The 17,994-nt window shown below is 57.3% G+C and carries 12 protein-coding genes and 2 pseudogenes; 6 read left to right on the top strand and 8 right to left on the bottom strand.

Annotation, left to right across the window (positions count from 1 at the left end; translation table 11 throughout):
* Positions 1-1,601 precede the first annotated feature (1,601 nt).
* The 4 genes and pseudogenes from U1R88_RS34555 to U1R88_RS34540 form a co-directional block, all read left to right on the top strand.
* Positions 1,602-2,402 carry a methyltransferase gene (locus U1R88_RS34555; protein WP_322435404.1) on the top strand — a complete coding sequence of 267 codons (801 nt, stop codon included), beginning with the start codon at positions 1,602-1,604 and terminating at the stop codon, positions 2,400-2,402.
* A 281-nt stretch (positions 2,403-2,683) separates the two neighbouring features.
* Complete coding sequence (locus U1R88_RS34550; protein ID WP_322435403.1) at positions 2,684-3,148, top strand: Ros/MucR family transcriptional regulator; 465 nt, start codon at positions 2,684-2,686, stop codon at positions 3,146-3,148.
* A 209-nt stretch (positions 3,149-3,357) separates the two neighbouring features.
* The gene (locus tag U1R88_RS34545; protein ID WP_322435401.1) at positions 3,358-3,609 is read left to right on the top strand and encodes a hypothetical protein; all 252 of its coding nucleotides are present in this window, start codon (positions 3,358-3,360) and stop codon (positions 3,607-3,609) included.
* Positions 3,610-3,629: 20 nt separating this feature from the next.
* A pseudogene (locus U1R88_RS34540) lies at positions 3,630-4,730 on the top strand (recombinase family protein); the annotation flags it as partial.
* A gap of 441 nt (positions 4,731-5,171) precedes the next feature.
* On the opposite strand, the gene U1R88_RS34535 reads toward U1R88_RS34540, so the two are convergent.
* A complete protein-coding gene (locus tag U1R88_RS34535; protein ID WP_322435405.1) occupies positions 5,172-6,881 on the bottom strand; it encodes a recombinase family protein in 1,710 nt (569 codons plus the stop codon).
* A 55-nt stretch (positions 6,882-6,936) separates the two neighbouring features.
* Between U1R88_RS34535 and U1R88_RS34530 the strand changes: the two genes are divergently transcribed.
* Positions 6,937-7,071: a hypothetical protein gene (locus tag U1R88_RS34530; RefSeq protein WP_322435400.1), complete on the top strand. Its 135-nt coding sequence runs from the start codon at positions 6,937-6,939 to the stop codon at positions 7,069-7,071.
* Between the two features lie 207 nt (positions 7,072-7,278).
* On the opposite strand, the gene U1R88_RS34525 is transcribed toward U1R88_RS34530, so the two are convergent.
* Complete coding sequence (locus U1R88_RS34525; RefSeq protein ID WP_322435399.1) at positions 7,279-7,719, bottom strand: hypothetical protein; 441 nt, start codon at positions 7,717-7,719, stop codon at positions 7,279-7,281.
* A gap of 211 nt (positions 7,720-7,930) precedes the next feature.
* On the opposite strand from U1R88_RS34525, the gene U1R88_RS34520 reads away from it, so the two are divergent.
* Complete coding sequence (locus U1R88_RS34520) at positions 7,931-8,236, top strand: type II toxin-antitoxin system antitoxin (RefSeq protein WP_322435398.1); 306 nt, start codon at positions 7,931-7,933, stop codon at positions 8,234-8,236.
* A gap of 257 nt (positions 8,237-8,493) precedes the next feature.
* Here U1R88_RS34520 and U1R88_RS34515 read toward each other — a convergent pair whose 3' ends face one another.
* From U1R88_RS34515 to U1R88_RS34490, 6 genes and pseudogenes are all read right to left on the bottom strand, one after another.
* Positions 8,494-9,282, bottom strand: a complete 789-nt coding sequence (locus U1R88_RS34515; RefSeq protein WP_322435397.1) for a transglutaminase-like domain-containing protein — start codon at positions 9,280-9,282, stop codon at positions 8,494-8,496.
* A gap of 318 nt (positions 9,283-9,600) precedes the next feature.
* Entirely contained in the window at positions 9,601-10,737 is a 1,137-nt protein-coding gene (locus U1R88_RS34510) for a DUF6998 domain-containing protein (RefSeq protein ID WP_322435396.1), read from the bottom strand.
* A 385-nt stretch (positions 10,738-11,122) separates the two neighbouring features.
* A complete protein-coding gene (locus tag U1R88_RS34505; protein ID WP_322435395.1) occupies positions 11,123-14,593 on the bottom strand; it encodes a DEAD/DEAH box helicase in 3,471 nt (1,156 codons plus the stop codon).
* Between the two features lie 388 nt (positions 14,594-14,981).
* The gene (locus U1R88_RS34500) at positions 14,982-17,006 is read right to left on the bottom strand and encodes a hypothetical protein (protein ID WP_322435394.1); all 2,025 of its coding nucleotides are present in this window, start codon (positions 17,004-17,006) and stop codon (positions 14,982-14,984) included.
* Positions 17,003-17,491, bottom strand: a complete 489-nt coding sequence (locus U1R88_RS34495) for a hypothetical protein (protein ID WP_322435393.1) — start codon at positions 17,489-17,491, stop codon at positions 17,003-17,005. The genes U1R88_RS34500 and U1R88_RS34495 overlap by 4 nt, the downstream gene beginning before the upstream one ends.
* A pseudogene (locus tag U1R88_RS34490) lies at positions 17,481-17,994 on the bottom strand (hypothetical protein); the annotation flags it as partial. The pseudogene U1R88_RS34490 and the gene U1R88_RS34495, both read right to left, overlap by 11 nt.

The following is a 17,994-nucleotide window of genomic DNA, read 5'->3' as shown; positions in this document are numbered from 1 at the left end:
CGCATTCCACACATTCGCACAGGCTTCGATGCACAGGAATCCCCCTCAGGACTCTTCTGTCCCGGTCAATCCACTAGCGGGCTTACTGCGTTGCCTGCGTTCGAAATCGCGCCCATCAAGTTCGGACTACCCACGATGCCACCCTCATGTGTTGGTATTGTTTCGCTGAGTTTCTCTCAAGATGTAATTATAATAAGTGCGTATATTTTAAAATACGTTATAAATAAATATGACAAAAACTCTGCGAATGTAAATGCATAATTGGCTCGATAATCAACTTGTAAATCCTTAAGTGCGCCTGAAAATTAAGTTTATTTATAGTTTTTTGCGGTTTATTCTAGGTTTTTATTCTGAAGTTCTATTTATCTATGTATTTTTTAAAAAAATATCGAACCAATATATTAGAAGTCAAAACTAGTAGCGCGTATACGATGAACGCTCTAATCGTTGGTAAATAGTTTGTTCCGTTTTCATAATGTGAAAATAAAAACAAAACCGGCATAAAAGCCATAGCTACAAGCACTTGTAGAGCGTATAATGCCGATTCGCGTTTCATTTGTAGTAATTCTCGGATTGAGAGTTGTTATGGATGTTGAGTTATTGTGACGTGGCGGGGTAATTAGCGCGGTACTTTGCATGAGTCGATCCTTCTATTTACTTAGAAAGTCCGCTGCTTAATTTCTTCGCCCACCTTTCTATCTCATGGCAAGGGTTGAATAGTGCCCGTGTCGATTCGTGTCGGCGGGACCCTGCGATCGCCAAGCAGGCTGCCACGATCATCGCCGATGAGCATATATCAATATCCACACGACAGAGATCCGGGCTCGAGTGTGAATTGCATAAACGATTTCGTGGGCTGCTATCCCTGTCACAGCGCATTTGACCTTGCGACACCGCTCGCCACCGGGCAACCCCAGAAGCTTCCACCTAGAACAAACTGGCACAACTTTAAGAGGTGATCTGAAGGAAAAAGCGCTGCTGTTTTGTGAAGTTTTGTTTCTAAATGTTTCTGCTCAACAATTTAATATTGGAGGTATGATATTCCTTGTATGTATTTGGCAGTCTAATAATATAAATCTCGTGTTTATTGAGCAGGATTTCTTGAAACTTTTTGTATATATACATAAAGTTTGATAAAATATTTCAATTTACGTAGATTTTCGTTGAATTTCAACCCAAAATATATTAGATAATTATTTGATATTTGACTTTCGAGTCGTCTGGAAGTGAATTTTTATGGTATGGGCGTTTTAGATTGCCCACGGAACTATAAATCCCAGGAACAAATACCTGTCGGACAGCTATAGTACCGGTGTCGGGAGTGACATCCTTGGTAAAGGACGTCATGCATATCTGCTGACTTTGCGGCTTGATCATGTACACGCCTGCACGACATTGTTGGCTATAGGGGGGGACCGAGGGCTTCGCCCTTCTCTTCCCCAAACAGGCTTCCGCCCACCTTCCTCCACGCCCGCTTGGGCGGGCGTTCCGTGCAGGCGGTTCCCCGCGAAGCCTGTTTTCCCCTTCCAGCCCACCGCTCACGCGGCCCCGGGGAAGCAGGCGGGCACCTGCTTCGCCGATCCAACGGAAAGAGCAGCGAGATGGGCAAGTTGAGCAAAGCGGAGATGAAGGCGCACGCCGAAGCGGAGGCCTTTTTGAGGAAGGATGTGCTGAGCGAGGATGAGAAGGACTTCGTCCTTGAGAACTGGCATCCGGGTGCGGAGAACAATGTCACGGCGGCCGGTGCGTTCTTCACGCCGATGGATCTGGCGGCCGATTTTGCGCTTGAGCCAGGGCGGGGACGAGTGATCGACTTGTGTGCCGGCATCGGCGGCCTGGCCTGTTGGGTTCAGCAGCGCTCCAAATGGCGGGGCGGTGTGGAATTGACTTGCGTCGAGATCAATCCGCGTTTCGTCGAGATCGGTCGCAAGCTGTTACCGGAAGCGCGATGGATCTGCGCTGATGTGCTCGATTGGCGGGACTGGTGGAAGGAGGAGCTTGAGGGATGCGTTTTCGATTGGGCGATCGCCAATCCGCCCTTCGGCAAGATGATGACATCAGGCGATCTTCGCGGCTTCAAATCTTTCGAATTCGCCGTGATCGATATTGCCTCCGAGATCGCGGACAATGGCACATTCATCCTGCCGCAAGGCTCGGCGTCGTTTCGCTATTCCGGCCGCCCGTGCTTCGAGCGTCTGACCTCAGGGGCGGGCGTCGACTTCGAGCAGCGAACGGGCCTGTTCATGGACTGCGGCATCGGCATCGACACCAGCATCTATCGCGATCAATGGCGCGGCGTCGCACCCTTGTGCGAGATCGTTACCTTGGAATTCGCCGAATGGCGGGAACGTTGTGAGGCACAAATCTTGGCTGACGGGCACGGACAGCTTGTCTTGCTCTAAGAGGAGGCCGGTATTTGGGGCAAGTGAATGTAAATCGAATGTTCTCTAATCACCTATTTTTGTCGTGATTTGCACAGAGGGCGTCACCGATCGCAACATCACCTGCAAAGGCTCTAAATAGTGCACAGGCGGTCATGATCATTCTTGAGGATGATCTTTACAGTTGCTGGAATTTGCCTGAGAATCTGAGCCAGCGTAGCGAACGGGTCCACAATGCTGCGTTCATAACAAAAACAGCACTCACTTCGACATCACCATGAAAAACAAAAAGGTGACTGAACATGCCTGAGGAAGACGCAAGTCTGGTCGACCTGACAGTCGACATCGTCTCTGCCTATGTTTCCAACAACCAGGTTGCCACCGCATCCCTCGCGGATCTGATCCACTCGGTGCATAAAGGACTGACGGATCTGAACAATCCAAGGCCAGTCGAGGCGGTTGCCCCGCCAAAGCCCGCCGTTCCGATCAAGAAATCCGTCACGCCCGATTATGTCATCTGCCTGGAAGACGGTCTCAAATTCAAATCGCTGACCCGGCATCTGCGAACCGCCTATGGCCTGACGCCCGAGCAGTATCGGGAGAAGTGGGGCCTGCCCAGCGACTACCCCATGGTTGCGCCGAACTATTCGGCCACACGTTCGCGCCTGGCGAGAGAACTCGGACTGGGCCAGATGAATCGGAAGGCCATCAGCGCTCCGCCACCCCCTCCCGCACCAAGCAAGGGCAGAAAGAAAAAGGCCGCATAGCGGCTTTGGCGCCAGACTTGTCGATTTACGAGTGCCTGGATGATCGAGATCAAGGCTCTCAAACCTCGCTTCCGGTAGGTCTGGCATATGAGGCAAAACCGCAATGCGCAAGTCATTGCACGCCATGGCCCTATGCCATGAACTTCGTGCTTTCCTTTGCTCCTCGCAGACATCTGATGACAGGTCGACCCATTCGTTGGAGCGACCTGATGGCAAAAGAGACCGAGACGGAGCCGACACCTTCGGCCCCGTCCAACGACAATTCCGATCTCGCCGGTTCGAGCCACACCGGCGAGGATAGCGGTCCCGCAAAGCTGGATCGCATCGTGCTCGATATCGCACGCTCGATCGGCCGACGGTTGGCCCGGGAAGCGTTCGAGAGACACCGCGCGGCCAATGACAATGGGCCGGGCCGCCCAAAGGAAGAGGGCAGGGGAAAGAAAGACGAACCCCCGCAATGAAAGAGAGAGGTTGACCCATTATGACCCGTGTTGCGCTCTATGCTCGCTATTCCTCCGACAGCCAACGCGAGGCCTCCATCGATGATCAGTTGCGGCTCTGCCGCGAGCAGACCGCCCGCGAAGGCTGGAGCGTGACGGGAACCTACCAGGACGCCGCCATCTCTGGCTCAAGCACCATCTTGCGGTCGGGTATCCAGCAATTGGTCCGTGACGCCCAGCGCGGCCAGTTCGAGATCGTGCTGGCCGAGGCTCTCGACCGTATCAGCCGCGATCAGGCCGATGTCGCCACGCTGTTCAAACACCTCAAATTCGCCGGTGTCACCATCGTCACCCTGGCTGAGGGCGAGATCAGCGAGCTTCATGTCGGCCTCAAGGGCACCATGAATGCCCTGTTCTTGAAAGACTTGGCCCTCAAAACCCATCGCGGTTTGCGGGGCAGGGTGGAGAAGGGCAAGGCCGGGGGAGGGCTGTGCTACGGCTACCGGGTGGCAAAGAAGCTCGATGCTGAAGGCGAGCCGATCCGTGGTGACCGTGAGATTGTGCCCGAGGAAGCCAAGATCATCCGCCGTATCTTCCAGGAGTTCGCCACCGGCAAGAGCCCCAAGGCCATTGCCGTCGACCTTAACAAGGACGGTATCGCCGGCCCGCTCGGCCGGCATTGGGGAGACACCAGTGTGCGAGGCCACGTGATCCGGGGTACCGGCATCATCAACAACGAGCTCTATACCGGGGTGCTGCTCTGGAACCGTCTGCGCTTCATCAAGGACCCAACAAGCGGCAAACGCGTGTCGCGGATCAATCCGTCGGCCAAATGGATCCGCACCGAGGTGCCGCATCTCAGGATCGTCGACGACAAGCTTTGGCAGGCCGTGAAGGATAGGCAGAAGGTCATCGCCGGCAAGTTCGAGGCTGTGACCATCGGCGTCCGCGATGCCAGGGCAAGGAGGCTGCACACCATGAAGCGGCCAGTCTCCCTTCTTTCTGGCCTGCTCACCTGCGGTTGTTGTGGTGGGCGCTACGGCCTGTTCACGAAGGAGCGTTATGCCTGCCTCAACCATCAGCGCCGGGGCATCTGCGACAATGGCAGAACCATTACCCGCGACACGATCGAGCAGCGTGTTCTCTCAGGCTTGAAGGAAAGGCTGGTCTCGGCCGATGCTGTTGCCGAAGCGGTGAAGGCCTACGCCCAGGAGACCAATCGGCTCAACCAGGAGCGCCGCGCCCAGAGCGAGCAGGATCGCAGGGCGCTCGACAAGGTCGAGCGCGGCATCGCCGGCATCATGGCGGCGATCGAGGATGGACTGTATCAGCCCTCCATGAAGGCGAGGATGGAGGACCTGGAGCGGCAGAAGGCCGAGATCACCCAACGCTTGGCACAGGCTCCCAGCGACGTGCCCGACTTACATCCCAACATCGCCAATCTCTATCGCAAGCGAGTGGAGCACTTCACGCAGGCGCTCGCCGACGACGAGGGCGGAAGGCAGGCAGCAGAGGCCCTGCGCTCGCTGATCGGTCAGATCGTGCTCACACCCGGCGACAAGCGTGGTGAGATCCATGCCGAGCTACGCGGAGAGCTGTTTGGTATTCTCGAATTCGTCAATCCTGAACAAAAACAAATGGTTAGTGATGTTATGATGAAAGGGGTTGCGGGCCCCCGCAACCATCTTCACTTGCGATTTGCCCGCCCCTCCGGCGGGCTTTTTCGTTTGCGTCGCAAGCGTCAGGATGCCGGCCAGATCACCACGCACATCGATCTGAAGTTCGCCGTGTTCGGGCGTCAGCACGATCGCTTTCACCAGAGAACGGATGATGTCGCTGGCATTCAGGCGCTTGGTCTCCGATTCTTCCCGCAAGGCCGTATAAAGCCCCTCGACCTGGGCCCGATAATGCTCGGCCATATTGGGATGGAGCAGAGGAGGCGGCTCTTCGGCGTCTGCGAGGAAGCGAGTCAGTTCGGTTTTGCGAGACTCGAGTTTTTGGCTGCGCTGCTTCACCGTGTCGATTGGCATTACATCCTTGAGATAAAGATCCATGATCTTCTCGAGTTCGCGGTCGATGCGCTTCAGCTCAGCCTCGGCCGCGTCGATCGACGCACGGCCTTCCATGCGCAGCCGGTTCATCTCCCGGGTGAACTCGTCGCAGAATTCCTTGAACAGTGCCGGGTCCATCAGGTGATGACGGAGCGCGTTGAGAACGCGAGCCTCGAAACGATCGCGCCGGATGTTCTTGCGGTTGTCGCAGGTCCCCTTGTTGCGCGCTGTCGAGCAACCGAGGAGATCGGCCGAAATCTTGGAATAGCCGCCGCCGCAGCAGCCACACTTGACCAGGCCCGAGGACAGATATCGGGGACGCTGGCGATCCCAGAACTGGTTCCCGACACTGGGGCAATCCGGTTGAACCTGTTTGACGGTGTTTTGCTGGTTCTTGGCGCCGGCCCATAGCTTGTCGTCCAGGATGCGCAGCTCAGGTACCTCCTGGATCACCCACTCCGATTCGGGATTCGGGCGAGCCTGGCGTTTGCCGGTATCGGGATCCTTGATGAAACGCTGACGATTCCAGACCAGCTTGCCGATATAAAGTTCGTTGTTGAGGATGCCATTGTTCCGCTTGGGATTGCCGTTGAGTGTGCTTGCGCCCCAGACGCTGCCCGTCGGACCGGGGATGCCTTCTTGGTTGAGGCGAAAGGCAATGGCCTTTGCTGATCTACCATCGGCGAAGTCGCGGAAGATTCGGCGAATAACATTGGCCTGGTCGGCGTTGATGGTGCGGTCGCCTCTCACAGCCTCGCCATTGGCGCCGACCTTTCGGACAACATCATAGCCATAGGCGTTGCCACCACCGGCTTTACCCTGCTCGATCCGTCCACGCTGACCGCGGCGGGTCTTGTCGGCAAGGTCCTTCAGGAACAGGGCATTCATGGTGCCCTTGAGCCCAACATGCAGGTGCGAGACCTCGCCTTCTGAGAGCGTATGAAGCTTTACCTCCGAATAGGCCATGCGCTTGAAGAAACCAGCAATATCTTCCTGGTCGCGCGAAAGGCGATCCATGGCCTCAGCAAGCACCAATTGGAAGCGACCGCGAGTTGCATCCGAGATCAGGGCCTGGATACCGGGGCGAAGCAGCGAGGCGCCCGACATGGCGTGGTCGGTATATTCCTCCACGATCTGCCAGCCCTGCCGTTCTGCATGGAGGCGACAGATGCGAAGCTGGTCAGCAATGGAAGCGTCGCGCTGATTGTCGGATGAATAGCGGGCGTAGATCGCGACCTTCAAGGATCATTCTCCTTCAGCATCAGGAGCGTGATTTGCGCCGCCCCTTGAGTGTCTGTTGCTCGTAAACCTCACGCGCGGCGCGGCGCGCGATAAGGCGGACCAGTTCGACCAGCCGGTGGTCGGGAACGGCGTCACGGCTCTCCAAGCGAAGTTCCGGCTCGATGAGCCGATGTATATTGGCATGCTGTGAACGAATATTGGAGACCATGGTTGCGCCGTTCCACGTCGATTGCAAGTTGACAGAGCCAGGATCGACAAGAAGGAAAGCATAAGCAACTGAAATCAAAGAGAAATAATGGACAGCTCCTGGTAGTCGTCGGCGTGCACCGAAGAGGTTAACGTACGCCAGCGCTCCGTAGCGAATGGAAAATAGGCGAGGGCTTGCTTGACCTCCTATTCAGGCTGTCGCGACGTTTTGCCGTCGATATATATGGATGAGTTCAGCGCGCACGCGCTGAAGTTGCGGCCATGGACGCTCATCTGTGTGCTCGGTCGGGGCATCGAGAGCAATCAAAGCTTCGAGCTTGGCGCCGATCCCGGGAATCGTGAGAGCATCAGCGGCGAGTAGGTCGTCGGCGAGCCGTTCTTCGTGGGACAGGGCCAGTTCCTCCTCTCGCAGAGCGGCCGAGTAACCGATCCGGCGGTCGGCTGCATCCCACCTGGCGTCCTGGGCATGCAGCTCCGCCTCGACGTAATTCCGCAAATGCTGGATTGATGGTTCGGCCAATGCAAGATCATCGAAGGCTTCCACAGTTGCAATCTGGACCGGTTTGTCGAGCGTCGATAGGTTCAGAGTGACGGACGGAAAGCCGACCGTTCGGAAGAGTTCTGTCTCCAAGCGCTGTTGTTTGCGACAAAGGGCGAGTGCTCTGCGCGAAGCTGCGTGCCAAGACTGCCAGGCGACCAGGGCTGGGTCTTGGCGCGGCGTCGTTGACACTTGCTTGGCATTCGGATGACCCACAGCAGCGCTGCTTACTGCGGCCGTTAAGGTGGAGAGAACGTCCCTCCGCGATAATGCGGGCAGACTCGTGCTAGTCTCAGAATCAACCATGATCCGAGCTCCTTACAGCTTGGGGGGTGGCCAGGCCGAACAAGGTGTTCCAGCACCGAGTTCGGCCGCACGTGCAATGCACGTGCATTTTTATGCTCTCTTCGAAAGCGGAACGCAAGCAAGAATGGCGATGGCAAAGAAGCCCTTCACAACAAGGATCGATCCTGAGATCCTCGTACTCGCCCAAAAAATTGCAGAAGCCGAGAGGCGTTCAGTCACTGCTGTTATCGAGCTTGCTTTGTTGGAATATGCGGCGAAGCGGGGGATAAGCAGGGCAGAAAGCAAGGATACCTCAGGCGGCTGAGGTGAATAACGATTGCATTGCTAGGGATCCAGTCGGCCCAGCATACCCCGGACGTCAAGCGCGCGAATGACGCGCCCAGTTCGAGCGACCGCTTAGCGCCCTCATTTCCGCCGTGGGAGGCAACGCGGCCGTTTCCCCGAGGCGGACATTTCGCGACGACGGCATCGGGCCAGAAAGCGGCCAAAGAGGCATCGGGCCTGTGCCTGACAGCGGACGTTCCATTGCGCATCTCGCTATCCGCTGCCCGAGCGGACCGTTCACCAGTCTGGCGCCTTCTCCACGAGCGGCTGCGTCGGCCGGGCGGCGAGGTCATCCAGCAGCCTGGTTTCGTCATCGAGGACGGATCGCTTCGCCTGAGGCGCCTCCCGCCAGCGATCCCAGCTCGATGTCTCCCGACCGTTCAGGACGTGGTGATCGCGCATGACGTTGATCTTGACGAACCACAGGCCGGTGACGTCACCATGTCCAAAAGCGGCCGGATCGGCTTCCGAGCGGCGGCATTTCAGCCAGGCCTCGCCCGCCGACATGAAGGCCTGACGCGGCACGTCGGCTGGGTCGAACTCGATCCGGCTCCTTTCCTTAAACATCTCGTCGATCTGGGCATCGCTCAGGTGCCAGGTCCCGGTCTTCGCATTCCAGTATTCACAGACCCAGTGATCTTCCCACCCATCGGAGAAGTAGGCGGCAAAACCGCATCGCACGCGGGCGGGAACGCCCCGGCAGCGCAGAAACGAGCAGAGCATCAACGCGAAATCGCGGCAGGTGCCGGTGGACCGCTTCTCCGCCAGGCGCCGAGCCGCGAGAGGTAGCGGCTCCCGCCTGTGGATGTCGTCCAGCCGCTCGGCGACCGGCAGCGTCCTGCGAGCCGTCGCATCGAGCTTCGCCGAGTCAAGGTCATAGTCCTGCGCCCAGTCGGCGTGCACGAGAATACCCTGGATCAGCGCGTTGAGCGCGCCGATGCCCGTCGGCAGAGCCGCGACCGTGGCCGCGTGGCTGCCCGGGTCGGACATCGCGTTGTGGGCAATCCAGCGATGCACGTCAGCCATGTCAATTCTCCGGCGTTCTCCAAGCGGCGCCGAACCAACCTGATATCTCTGCCGCACGCAACGACAGCGGACCAAAAATGCATTTCCGGCTTAGTCTTGGTCCCACGGGCTACGCTCGATTTCAAAGCGGCATTGGAGGCAAGCGCCGACCCGCGAGCCTTGGAGGGCGGTCGGATGTCTAAATCATCAATACCGCCGAATTACCCGATAGCAACACCTGAAGTCTCAATCGCGCCCCAAAGTGGCGGCTTATGGGTCTAGCAGAGAGCGCCAATAGCAGAAGTCCGGTTGCCGACGGAGTGGCTGTCTTGCACGCCGTTAGCTGGCGCGATCGGATGGCGTCTTAGCTATTAGGGCTCTGATAACTTCAGCCCCCAACTGTCGGGTATTCAAGGGCGTCCCATACTTGTTGAATAAGGGAAGGCTCAATTCGTTTGCGATCGGGCGTAAGAACCCCTTCACATTGATATTTTGGGGCATGCCAAGCCGCAAGACGCCTATCGCCAAGTTTTCGTAGCGGACGATTTCGAAATCGCCGTAGTGCGCTCGTTCGAGTACCCGCAGACTTTCTGGAACATCGACGTTTCCAGAGCGACGCCGCCTTTCCGGTACTCGATCCAATCCGAAATCCAGTACCTGTGAATTGGGAGCGAGTTCGCTACTGGCTTGGTCAAAGTCCGTCTCAATGACGTTGCCTTCTGGATCTTCTACTTCGGCGCGGTCGCAGAGGGCTCGAATGACATTGGCACCAAGCTGCTGGGTATTCAAACGAACACCTGAGTCCCGCTCAAGCGGCAGGCCGAGATCCAATGCGATAGGACGCAGGAACCCCTTTACGTTAATGTCCAGGGGTACTCCGTCGCGAAGAATTCTGATGGCGGCATTCTCGTATCTGACTATTTCGTACTCCTCATACGTCGCGCGAGCAGTGATACGCAGATTCCCCGGCTCGATGTTTTCGCCCGAGTTATCCGGGCGCCCTATTAGGTATCGGAACAGTCCCTCTGCTTCGCGGCAAAGCGTTCTCGCTTCGGCCGCAGGTTTGTCAAGAAGTTCCTCGATCGAAATTCCCTCTTCCGGGTCCACATTCACGCGAAGAATAAGTACACGGTCAACCTCCTCGAAGGTGGAAGTGCGGAAACTCACATGAGACGATGAGGTGATTGTTTTGACGGAGATCCTGTGTCCTTCAGCCGACACGACGTCATAGCCTCTTTGATTGCTCGCCAGGGCCATCTGCCCCCGCGTGATCATGGCCGCGTAGAGCTCACCGATCCGCCCCGTCAACGCTCGCATTTCTGACGGACTTACGCCCCAGGTAATCTCCCGTTCAAACCAACTGAGAGCATCCGCGAGAGCTCGAATGATTTGAGTCTGAGACAATGTAGGCGTTTCCGACATATATCCCGCCTTCTTCATGGGGTGCAGTGCGACGAGAATGCTTCTCCCGGCCATCCTCCGCAACTCTTCTCGTCCCCGTTGCCAGTAGGTAAAGTGAATGGCCAAACGCTAGCCGGCAGTCGGGCGCAAAAAGGAGCATGTCTGAGTGGTGTATGCTTCTTCCTCAGCCGACAAGTCGGCTATGCGCCCCAAATCGGTCATTGCCCTATTCGCGGCCGCAGCCCAGAAGCGGACAGGAGCGAGGCAGACCACCTTGGCACCTTTGCACCAGGAGCAGACCCTGGCTCATTGCCCGAAAATCGGACCCTCGCCGTGCGCTCCTTCGCTACGGCAACCGACCCAAACGGATCGTTCTTACAACAGCGGATGCTGGAGGCTGCGATATGCCACAATCGGAAATTGAACGTCCGCCAGAAGGCGGAAGGTGAATGGCGACGCGTCATGGCGAGCAGAAGATCCGCATGCTTACATTGGCTCTGGCGGCCGACGTTTGGAGTGATGCTAGATAATAGAGCATCTGCCGAGGCTTCGGCGGAGGCGGAACGCGCTGCAGCTGTCGTTTGAAGTGCTCGCGCGAAAGGATCCGTCCCGCGAAGATCCACGCTTCACGATTATAGCGAGGAGAGCGGAGCGCATCGCGAAACTCTGGCCACGCGTCCTCCACCCTCGGTCCTCTGAGCACTCGCCGCGTCAGGTGGCCGTGCTGGATCGGAACGCGCGAACGCCAAAGGACCGTTCGATCGGGAAATTCATGAATCCACGTCAGCAGACCGAGGCTTGCCTGAGCCTGACGGCCAACTTCTTGGAGGGAATTCAGGCTCATCTGTGTGTCATCGACCTTGGCATGGATCATGACGACCTTGCTGCCTGCTCTGTCGATGCAGAGGAAATCGCACGTCTCGGTCCCCCCGTCGTCGCAGATCACGACATCAAAGGCGTCGAGAAGATCGGCCAGTCCGGGGTCGACGGACCTGATGGCATCGCGTCTGCTGGCGTCCGGCCGGCCGCGACCGGCGTGATCGAAATGAGCGTAAATGCCGCCGAATACGCTTTCGTTCACCCAGTCGTCGAGGCCCGACGTTGCGCTACCCTTCTCAGAGGTGACCTGGGCAAGCCAGGGTGAAGCTATGATGGCCTCCAAGGGGCCGCCGGGTTCATCACGTGCGACCACATCGATGGCCAGCGAAGGGCGATAGAAAAACTTCTGCGCATAGACCAGTGATGGGTCGCGCGGGACGACCCGGAACGCCTGGGTCCGCGACAGAACTCCGGAAAGCAACTGAGCCTTTTCAGCTTGCTTCAACGCTTCTCTATCGCGGTTGACCAGAAAGGCGTCGAGATCGGGTATTTCGATGACATATTTACCTCGACGGCGTGTCGAGCCAGTGATCGTGTAGGCGATTTTTCCTTCGAAGTTGCGGCCGTCCACCTCGAGGCTGAACGCTCCATTGCCGTCGACATCAAGGCACCGATCTGAATGGGCTAGTGCTTGGGTCCGACCAGCGTCCCACCCAACTGGTGGCACTGCGCCGTCCTCGCCGATGATCTCAGCAAAATCGAAGAGGATATTCTGCGGTACAGCCCGCGCTGCATCGGGTGCCGGGAGCGCTTGGGCAAAGCGCGCAAAAGCCGTGCTTGGCGGAATTGCTGAGTCGAGGCGGTCAGCCAGCTTGTTGATCCACTCAACGTAGTCGGTAACTTCAACATATCCCGCGCGGGCGTCTGACACCGTGGCTCGCTGGAGTGAGAGGTGCCGTGTTTCCGAGGGGCCTGTCTTCGGACGCATCGATGCCCGGACCGATGTGGTCGCCTGCATGCCCTGCGATAGGTCAAAGAAGCCAACGGAGAAGTCCCGCATGCGTGCAGACATCGACCGGATGCCCATATCGGAAATATCGAGGCTGACGGCTGAAGCTACTGTTACCCTCCAGGCCTCATCGTCCGTAGATACGGGAACGAGGCGTTGGAGAGTCTCGGGGCCCTCTGGTTCCAGTCCTAACTGTTCCGGGTCGACGACAAGCCCTTCAGTGTCGAGCAGGAACACGCGCTGTCCAACGCTGACGATGGCCATAATTCCCAGCGTCCAGTTCGGCATCGCCTTGCTGATCAGCAATGGTGAGTTGCTCCACTCCACGTATGCCACCAGGCGGATGTTAGTGGGCTCGTCACCCTCAGGTTTGATGACCGTTGCGTCGTGACGGTCTTCCAGCCCCATCGCCTCCGCGGACGCTGCGGCGAGTTGGTCGAGCGACAAAGCTCCGTTCGATCGAGTGACGAATGTTCGCATCGGTAACTGGATGTCGCCGAACCCCACGCTCTCTTCGTCAAGCTCAAAGCGATCGCGGAAGTCGCCGGCGATGTATTGGACGGCGGGCGAGGCGTCGCGCAGCGTATGGAAGAACTGAGTCTCCCGCTTCAGTGCGTCGCCTGGATCGGCATCATAGCGTTCCTCATAGCCGAGATAGCGCTCAAACCGGTCATCAAGGTCGTCGCCTATGTCGGTGTCGCCTATGACAAGCGCCGTTTCGCTCCGATCGCGGCGATGATATCGCAGTACCCGCCCAATTTGCTGGATGACGGCCCGCGTATTCGAGAAGGACTCCATAACCGCCACGCCGCAGAACCGACTGTCGTCGACGCCTTCCAGCAGCTTCCATTGATGGAGCCAGATCCGTACGTCGCGTGTTTCAGGCGCGTCGAAGGCTTGCATTGCATTGGCGAAGCGCAGCGAAGCTGGATTGTTGCGTGTCTCCTTATGGTGGATCAGGACGCAGTGTTGTCCCAGGCGCCGCAACTCCTCCCGCAGACGAATGAGACTATCGTGCGACTCCGCTCGCACGATGACCCGAGCTTCGTCGGGAGCATGGGGCATCGCGCTAGCGCCAACTTCGCCCAAGAAACGCACCACGCGTTGCGCGAACGATTCGCCCTCGCCGGCCGGCGTCGTGTCCACCCTGACGTTTCGGATCAGGCGCTTCTCGCTCGCTTCTTGGAATGACAGGTTGAACGCGAAGCGGCCGTCTATATCAAAGTAGCGAAAATCGTTGCGATAGGGCGTAGCACTGAACAGGAGCGTTGGTCTGCCCAGGCTGCGGATGCATTGAGACCAGACGAATGCCGGCTCATAGTGACTCTCGTCGACTATCACGAGATCGAAGCCGCGCAGCATGGTGACCAGAGCAGTTCGGGCCGCCTCGGACGGATCATCTCCCTCTTCATCTTCGGGTGGTGCCGCATCGAATCCCCGGGGTCGTCGACCGGAAAGCCTGTGAGCTGGCCGATCGGGGCGCAGCACCTGTTCAAGCGCTGAAAAGGTTCCGACCATAACCACCCTGGGATCGGTGATCTGGGAGAGCTGCTCCGCGGCGCTCGGCAGCAACCGCCAGACAGGACCGTTGGCAACCGCTGAGCCGACGTCCGGATCGTCGGCGCGTCGGGCCCTAACTTCAGTGCCGTCATAGATGGCGTCGAAGCGGCTCCAAAGTCGGGTGTGCAGGTCCCGCACCATCTGGTCGACGAGGGCACGCCGGGGCGTGAGCACGAGAACTCGTGCGATTTGCGGCACGGCGCAGGCGAGAGTGGCGATGACTCCGGTTTTCCCCGTTCCGGTGGGCATCTTGATAAGAGCGGCGCCGGTCGACCCATACCTTGTTCGCCGCGCTGCGACGTGTGCCAGCGATAGACCGACGGCACGCCTCTGCGGGGCCCATAGGCCTCGCGCCGGCAGGTATGTGCCCTCGTCGACTGCCGCGCTCCAGAAACCCATCTGGTCGAGAGGTCCTAGAAGACGGCGGAACTCGGCCCGCATCGCTGGCGTGTCGACGGCCGCATCGAGTGAAACACGGCCGCCGCGACGATCGATTGATTCGTCGTCCGGGCTGCCACGCGCTAAAAGATCTTCCAACTCCACCGCAGCCCCCAAGGATAAACAGTTTCGTCTCGCCGCGATCAGGTTTTGCGGGCGCGACGGCTCTTATTGATTCTCAAGTCAAAGATGTATCAGCCCGAACTTACGGCCGCTCGAAATATGTGAAAGCGGCAATGCTTCGTGGCGTATCCATACTTCTATGAGCAAGCACCAGTTGCCGACATCCAGTACCTGCGAGAAAGCCGACCCTTGTGCAGAGCGGCCCACCCAAAGCCGCAAGGTGATCAAGGCGGCCGACCGAACACAGCTCGCTGCCTTCGCAGGCCCCCAAGCGCCTGGAGCCCAAGGATCATTCAGACCGGGACGGCCGCTGCGGTCTCCGGACTATATAGGCGCATCTTCGTGATCCCGCGGTTCGCAGAATTCGAATTTAGCTAACCTTCTGCAGGATGTAGCCCGGGAAGATAACTTGTTTGCAGTCAATCGTGGCGGTTATCGATTTGAGAGTTTCAAGATCCTCGCTTGTCGAGAATATCACCTGTTGGTTGCGCGCCTTGGCGGCCGCGGCGCGCATCAGAAGATTCTGAAAACTTGGCCGAGAAGACGATTGTTGACGCGGTTCGTCAAATACAAGTGTTCCAGGATGATTAGTCGGCTTGTCATCTGCAAGCTCGAGCAATCCCAATTGATAAGCCCACTTTAGCCGAATTGCATCACTCGCGGACGTCTCAAAACCAATCTCAAAGCCTTCCTTCTCGGGTCTGTAACTATCTTGAGAGATGGAAAGTTCAGAAGGGGAGAACGTACTGAAACCAAAATCTTTAGCTCGACTTTGCACGAGTGACGTGAGTCGATTGATTTTGTCATAATCCGTGGGAGAGAGTTTATCTGTCGGGATCTGTTCACGCTCTAACAATAATTTTCTATATGCTTCCTGTAGGCTGCATAACCGATCCAAAGCGTCATCGAAAGTTGCCTGAAGGGCCTCAAGATCTCGCATCCGCGCCTCAGCACGGATGCGCTCTTCAATGATGGCGGCGGATGGGTTTGCGTTCGGGGCGACCAACTCCGATCGAAGGAGCCGGATTTGAGCATAGTAGTCCGCGAGCTTACGACCAACTGCCGCGAGTTGGTCCTGACGCTCAGTTTCCTCTGCCTGCTCTCTGGCTAGGATATCTTCGAACATTTTCTTTTGTGATCGGATGTACTCGATATTGTCGGAAACGGGCATTACAGCTGCGAGAGCATCTTGCGACAACAGCGTGTCGACCAGCGCTTGCTCACATGTTGGACAACGATCTGGCGTAAGGGTTGTCGTAACTCCCGAATAGCGCTGCAATCGTTGAACATCGAGGTTCTTCGCCAGATCTTCTTCGAGAGAGGCAATACGTCGCTTAAGCGACTGCATGTCAGCGAACTTAATCTGTTGGGTACCATGTAGGCCAATGCGTTTCGCGTTTAGCTGATCGGCATGTTGGCTGAGCTGCTCCAGCCTCTGCACAACCTCTTGTGATTGCTCTTCTACTGCTGGCACCGCTTTGGCCGCCAATTCCGCAACGCTTGCTCTGAGCCGCGTGACGACTGAACTTAAGGGGGTCCACTCGGGAACTTCAGCCAGCTCCACATGCGCACTGGACAATGCATCCAGATCAGCGACAGGGGTTTCGCTTAGAGCAACTACCCGTCCTCCACCTCTGGCAACGAAACGGTCAAGCTCATGCCGGATGACTGACCATTCTTTCGAATTCGCGGCCAAACGCTCCGCTAGCCGCTCTCGCTGCACTTCAAGCTTGTAGACATCGAGGTCCATAATGAATTCGACGGCGCGCTTATGGACCTCACGAATTCGCATATAGGTCGGGATAGCGGCGGGTATCGCGGTCCACCCGAATTTCTGCTCAACCCAAAACAGAGGGAAGACGGTCTCAAGATATAGCTTCGTCTCGGGAGAGTCGTACCGTCTGACTTGCGGCAGGCGCCAACCAAGAAATCCTTCTAGAAAGTGGTGAAACCCATCCTCTCGCTGCGCGGCGCCGGGGTCTAGGACAAAGAAATTCTGCCGCCGAAGATCGGTTCTGCTGCCTGATAGTGCGGGACCAAAATCTACTGTGACAAGTCGCGTGTCTGTGCTCGCCTTCACGCCGCGAGTTACCGTTATAATTTGGTCATTTCCGTTCGCGATCTCCACGGAAACGCTGGACTCCAGTACCTCAACCCGTTTTTCGTCGTCCGTATTAAGATAAGTCGTCATCGCATGCGGCAGGGGAATCTCGCGCCGTGGGCTTAGCATTCGCTCCAGGCCTAGAGCGTAAAGTATTCCCTGCATGCAGGTCGACTTACCTTTCGTGTTGTCAGCCCAAAGTACGGTTAGGCCGGACGCAAAGGGGACATCGGCGCCGTAGACCCCGTTTGACGTTACCGCACGAAGGCGCAAGCGCTGGAATCGCAGTGTCATAGAAGGTCCTCCAGCCGCCAAACTCGCTTCATCAATGCGTCAGTCATTCTCGGAGCCACTTCGCTCAAGAACAATGCTTCATCTTTCAATGCTCCGTCGGTCGCTAAAATAGAATTGGCCATCTTTACGCCCGCATCTGTAAGAGTGACCGAGGTCCCCCTTTCAATTGCCACCAGCTTCAAAGCATGGGCGAAAGCCACAGCACGGTTGAGCGAGGGCTCGACTCGGACGGAAACCTCCGTAGGGCGATATGCGCCTGACAATAACCCGCGAACTTCCTCCCTGCCTTCGGGCAGTCGAACTGCGTGTGCCATGAATTGCAGTTTCTGGAAGTTGGACTTCTTGGCGCGGCTGTAAAAGAGCGCAAGAACCAGAACGGCCAGTCCCCAAGACATGCGGAGATCGCCCGGCATGGGATCGGGGCGCGCTGTGTAAGTGAAAGCTCCGCCAAGAATGGCATGACGAAGACTTGCCTCACTGGACATTGGGGAAGTCCAGCGGGCACCGCATGATCCATTCGCATATCGAGCCGTAAGCAATTAGTTCTGCGTTCTCAGCGGAGAGGCTTGGTGCAGCGGCTTGCATCGCCGCAATCAGAGCATCAAGTTCAGCGTGGAGAATTTCTCCCGCTGATCCACCAGGCTGCGGGCCAGCAAATTCCAAGCGCCGCGCGCGGCTCCTAACAGCAGACATCACCTTCTCATGAAGGTCAGGTGAACCCGACCGAAGCGCATCAAGTAGCGCATTGCCTTGAAGGAAGGACTTCACCGCGTCACCGACTACATCATCGAGCTTGTCTGCTGGCGCCCGCTTCTTGAGCTTTTGTGTCGCGTTGGCTAGCAGATTGGAAGAACCGGCCGCCCACGTCGCCAGTTCTGACTGGGAAGGCGTCGGGATCGATAGCGTCACTTTAGGTGACCGACTCATAACTTCGTATCCAGATACGGATTGAAGCGAGTTGGATTGAAGCGAGAAAGTTGTCGTCGCG

The sequence above is a fragment of the Labrys sedimenti genome (assembly GCF_034424805.1).
Lineage (GTDB): Bacteria > Pseudomonadota > Alphaproteobacteria > Rhizobiales > Labraceae > Labrys > Labrys sedimenti.
The sequence above is the reverse complement of the archived record's forward strand: the minus strand, read 5'-3'. Positions and strand labels throughout refer to the sequence as shown.

What these genes read in the sequence shown, in the direction of transcription:
- U1R88_RS34515 (WP_322435397.1), bottom strand. Translation starts at nt 9,282, where the DNA reads ATGGCTGACGTGCATCGCTGGATTGCCCACAACGCGATGTCCGACCCG.
- U1R88_RS34510 (WP_322435396.1), bottom strand. Translation starts at nt 10,737, where the DNA reads ATGGCCGGGAGAAGCATTCTCGTCGCACTGCACCCCATGAAGAAGGCG.
- U1R88_RS34500 (WP_322435394.1), bottom strand. Translation starts at nt 17,006, where the DNA reads ATGACACTGCGATTCCAGCGCTTGCGCCTTCGTGCGGTAACGTCAAAC.
- U1R88_RS34495 (WP_322435393.1), bottom strand. Translation starts at nt 17,491, where the DNA reads ATGTCCAGTGAGGCAAGTCTTCGTCATGCCATTCTTGGCGGAGCTTTC.
- U1R88_RS34555 (WP_322435404.1), top strand. Translation starts at nt 1,602, where the DNA reads ATGGGCAAGTTGAGCAAAGCGGAGATGAAGGCGCACGCCGAAGCGGAG.
- U1R88_RS34520 (WP_322435398.1), top strand. Translation starts at nt 7,931, where the DNA reads ATGATCCGAGCTCCTTACAGCTTGGGGGGTGGCCAGGCCGAACAAGGT.
- U1R88_RS34550 (WP_322435403.1), top strand. Translation starts at nt 2,684, where the DNA reads ATGCCTGAGGAAGACGCAAGTCTGGTCGACCTGACAGTCGACATCGTC.
- U1R88_RS34545 (WP_322435401.1), top strand. Translation starts at nt 3,358, where the DNA reads ATGGCAAAAGAGACCGAGACGGAGCCGACACCTTCGGCCCCGTCCAAC.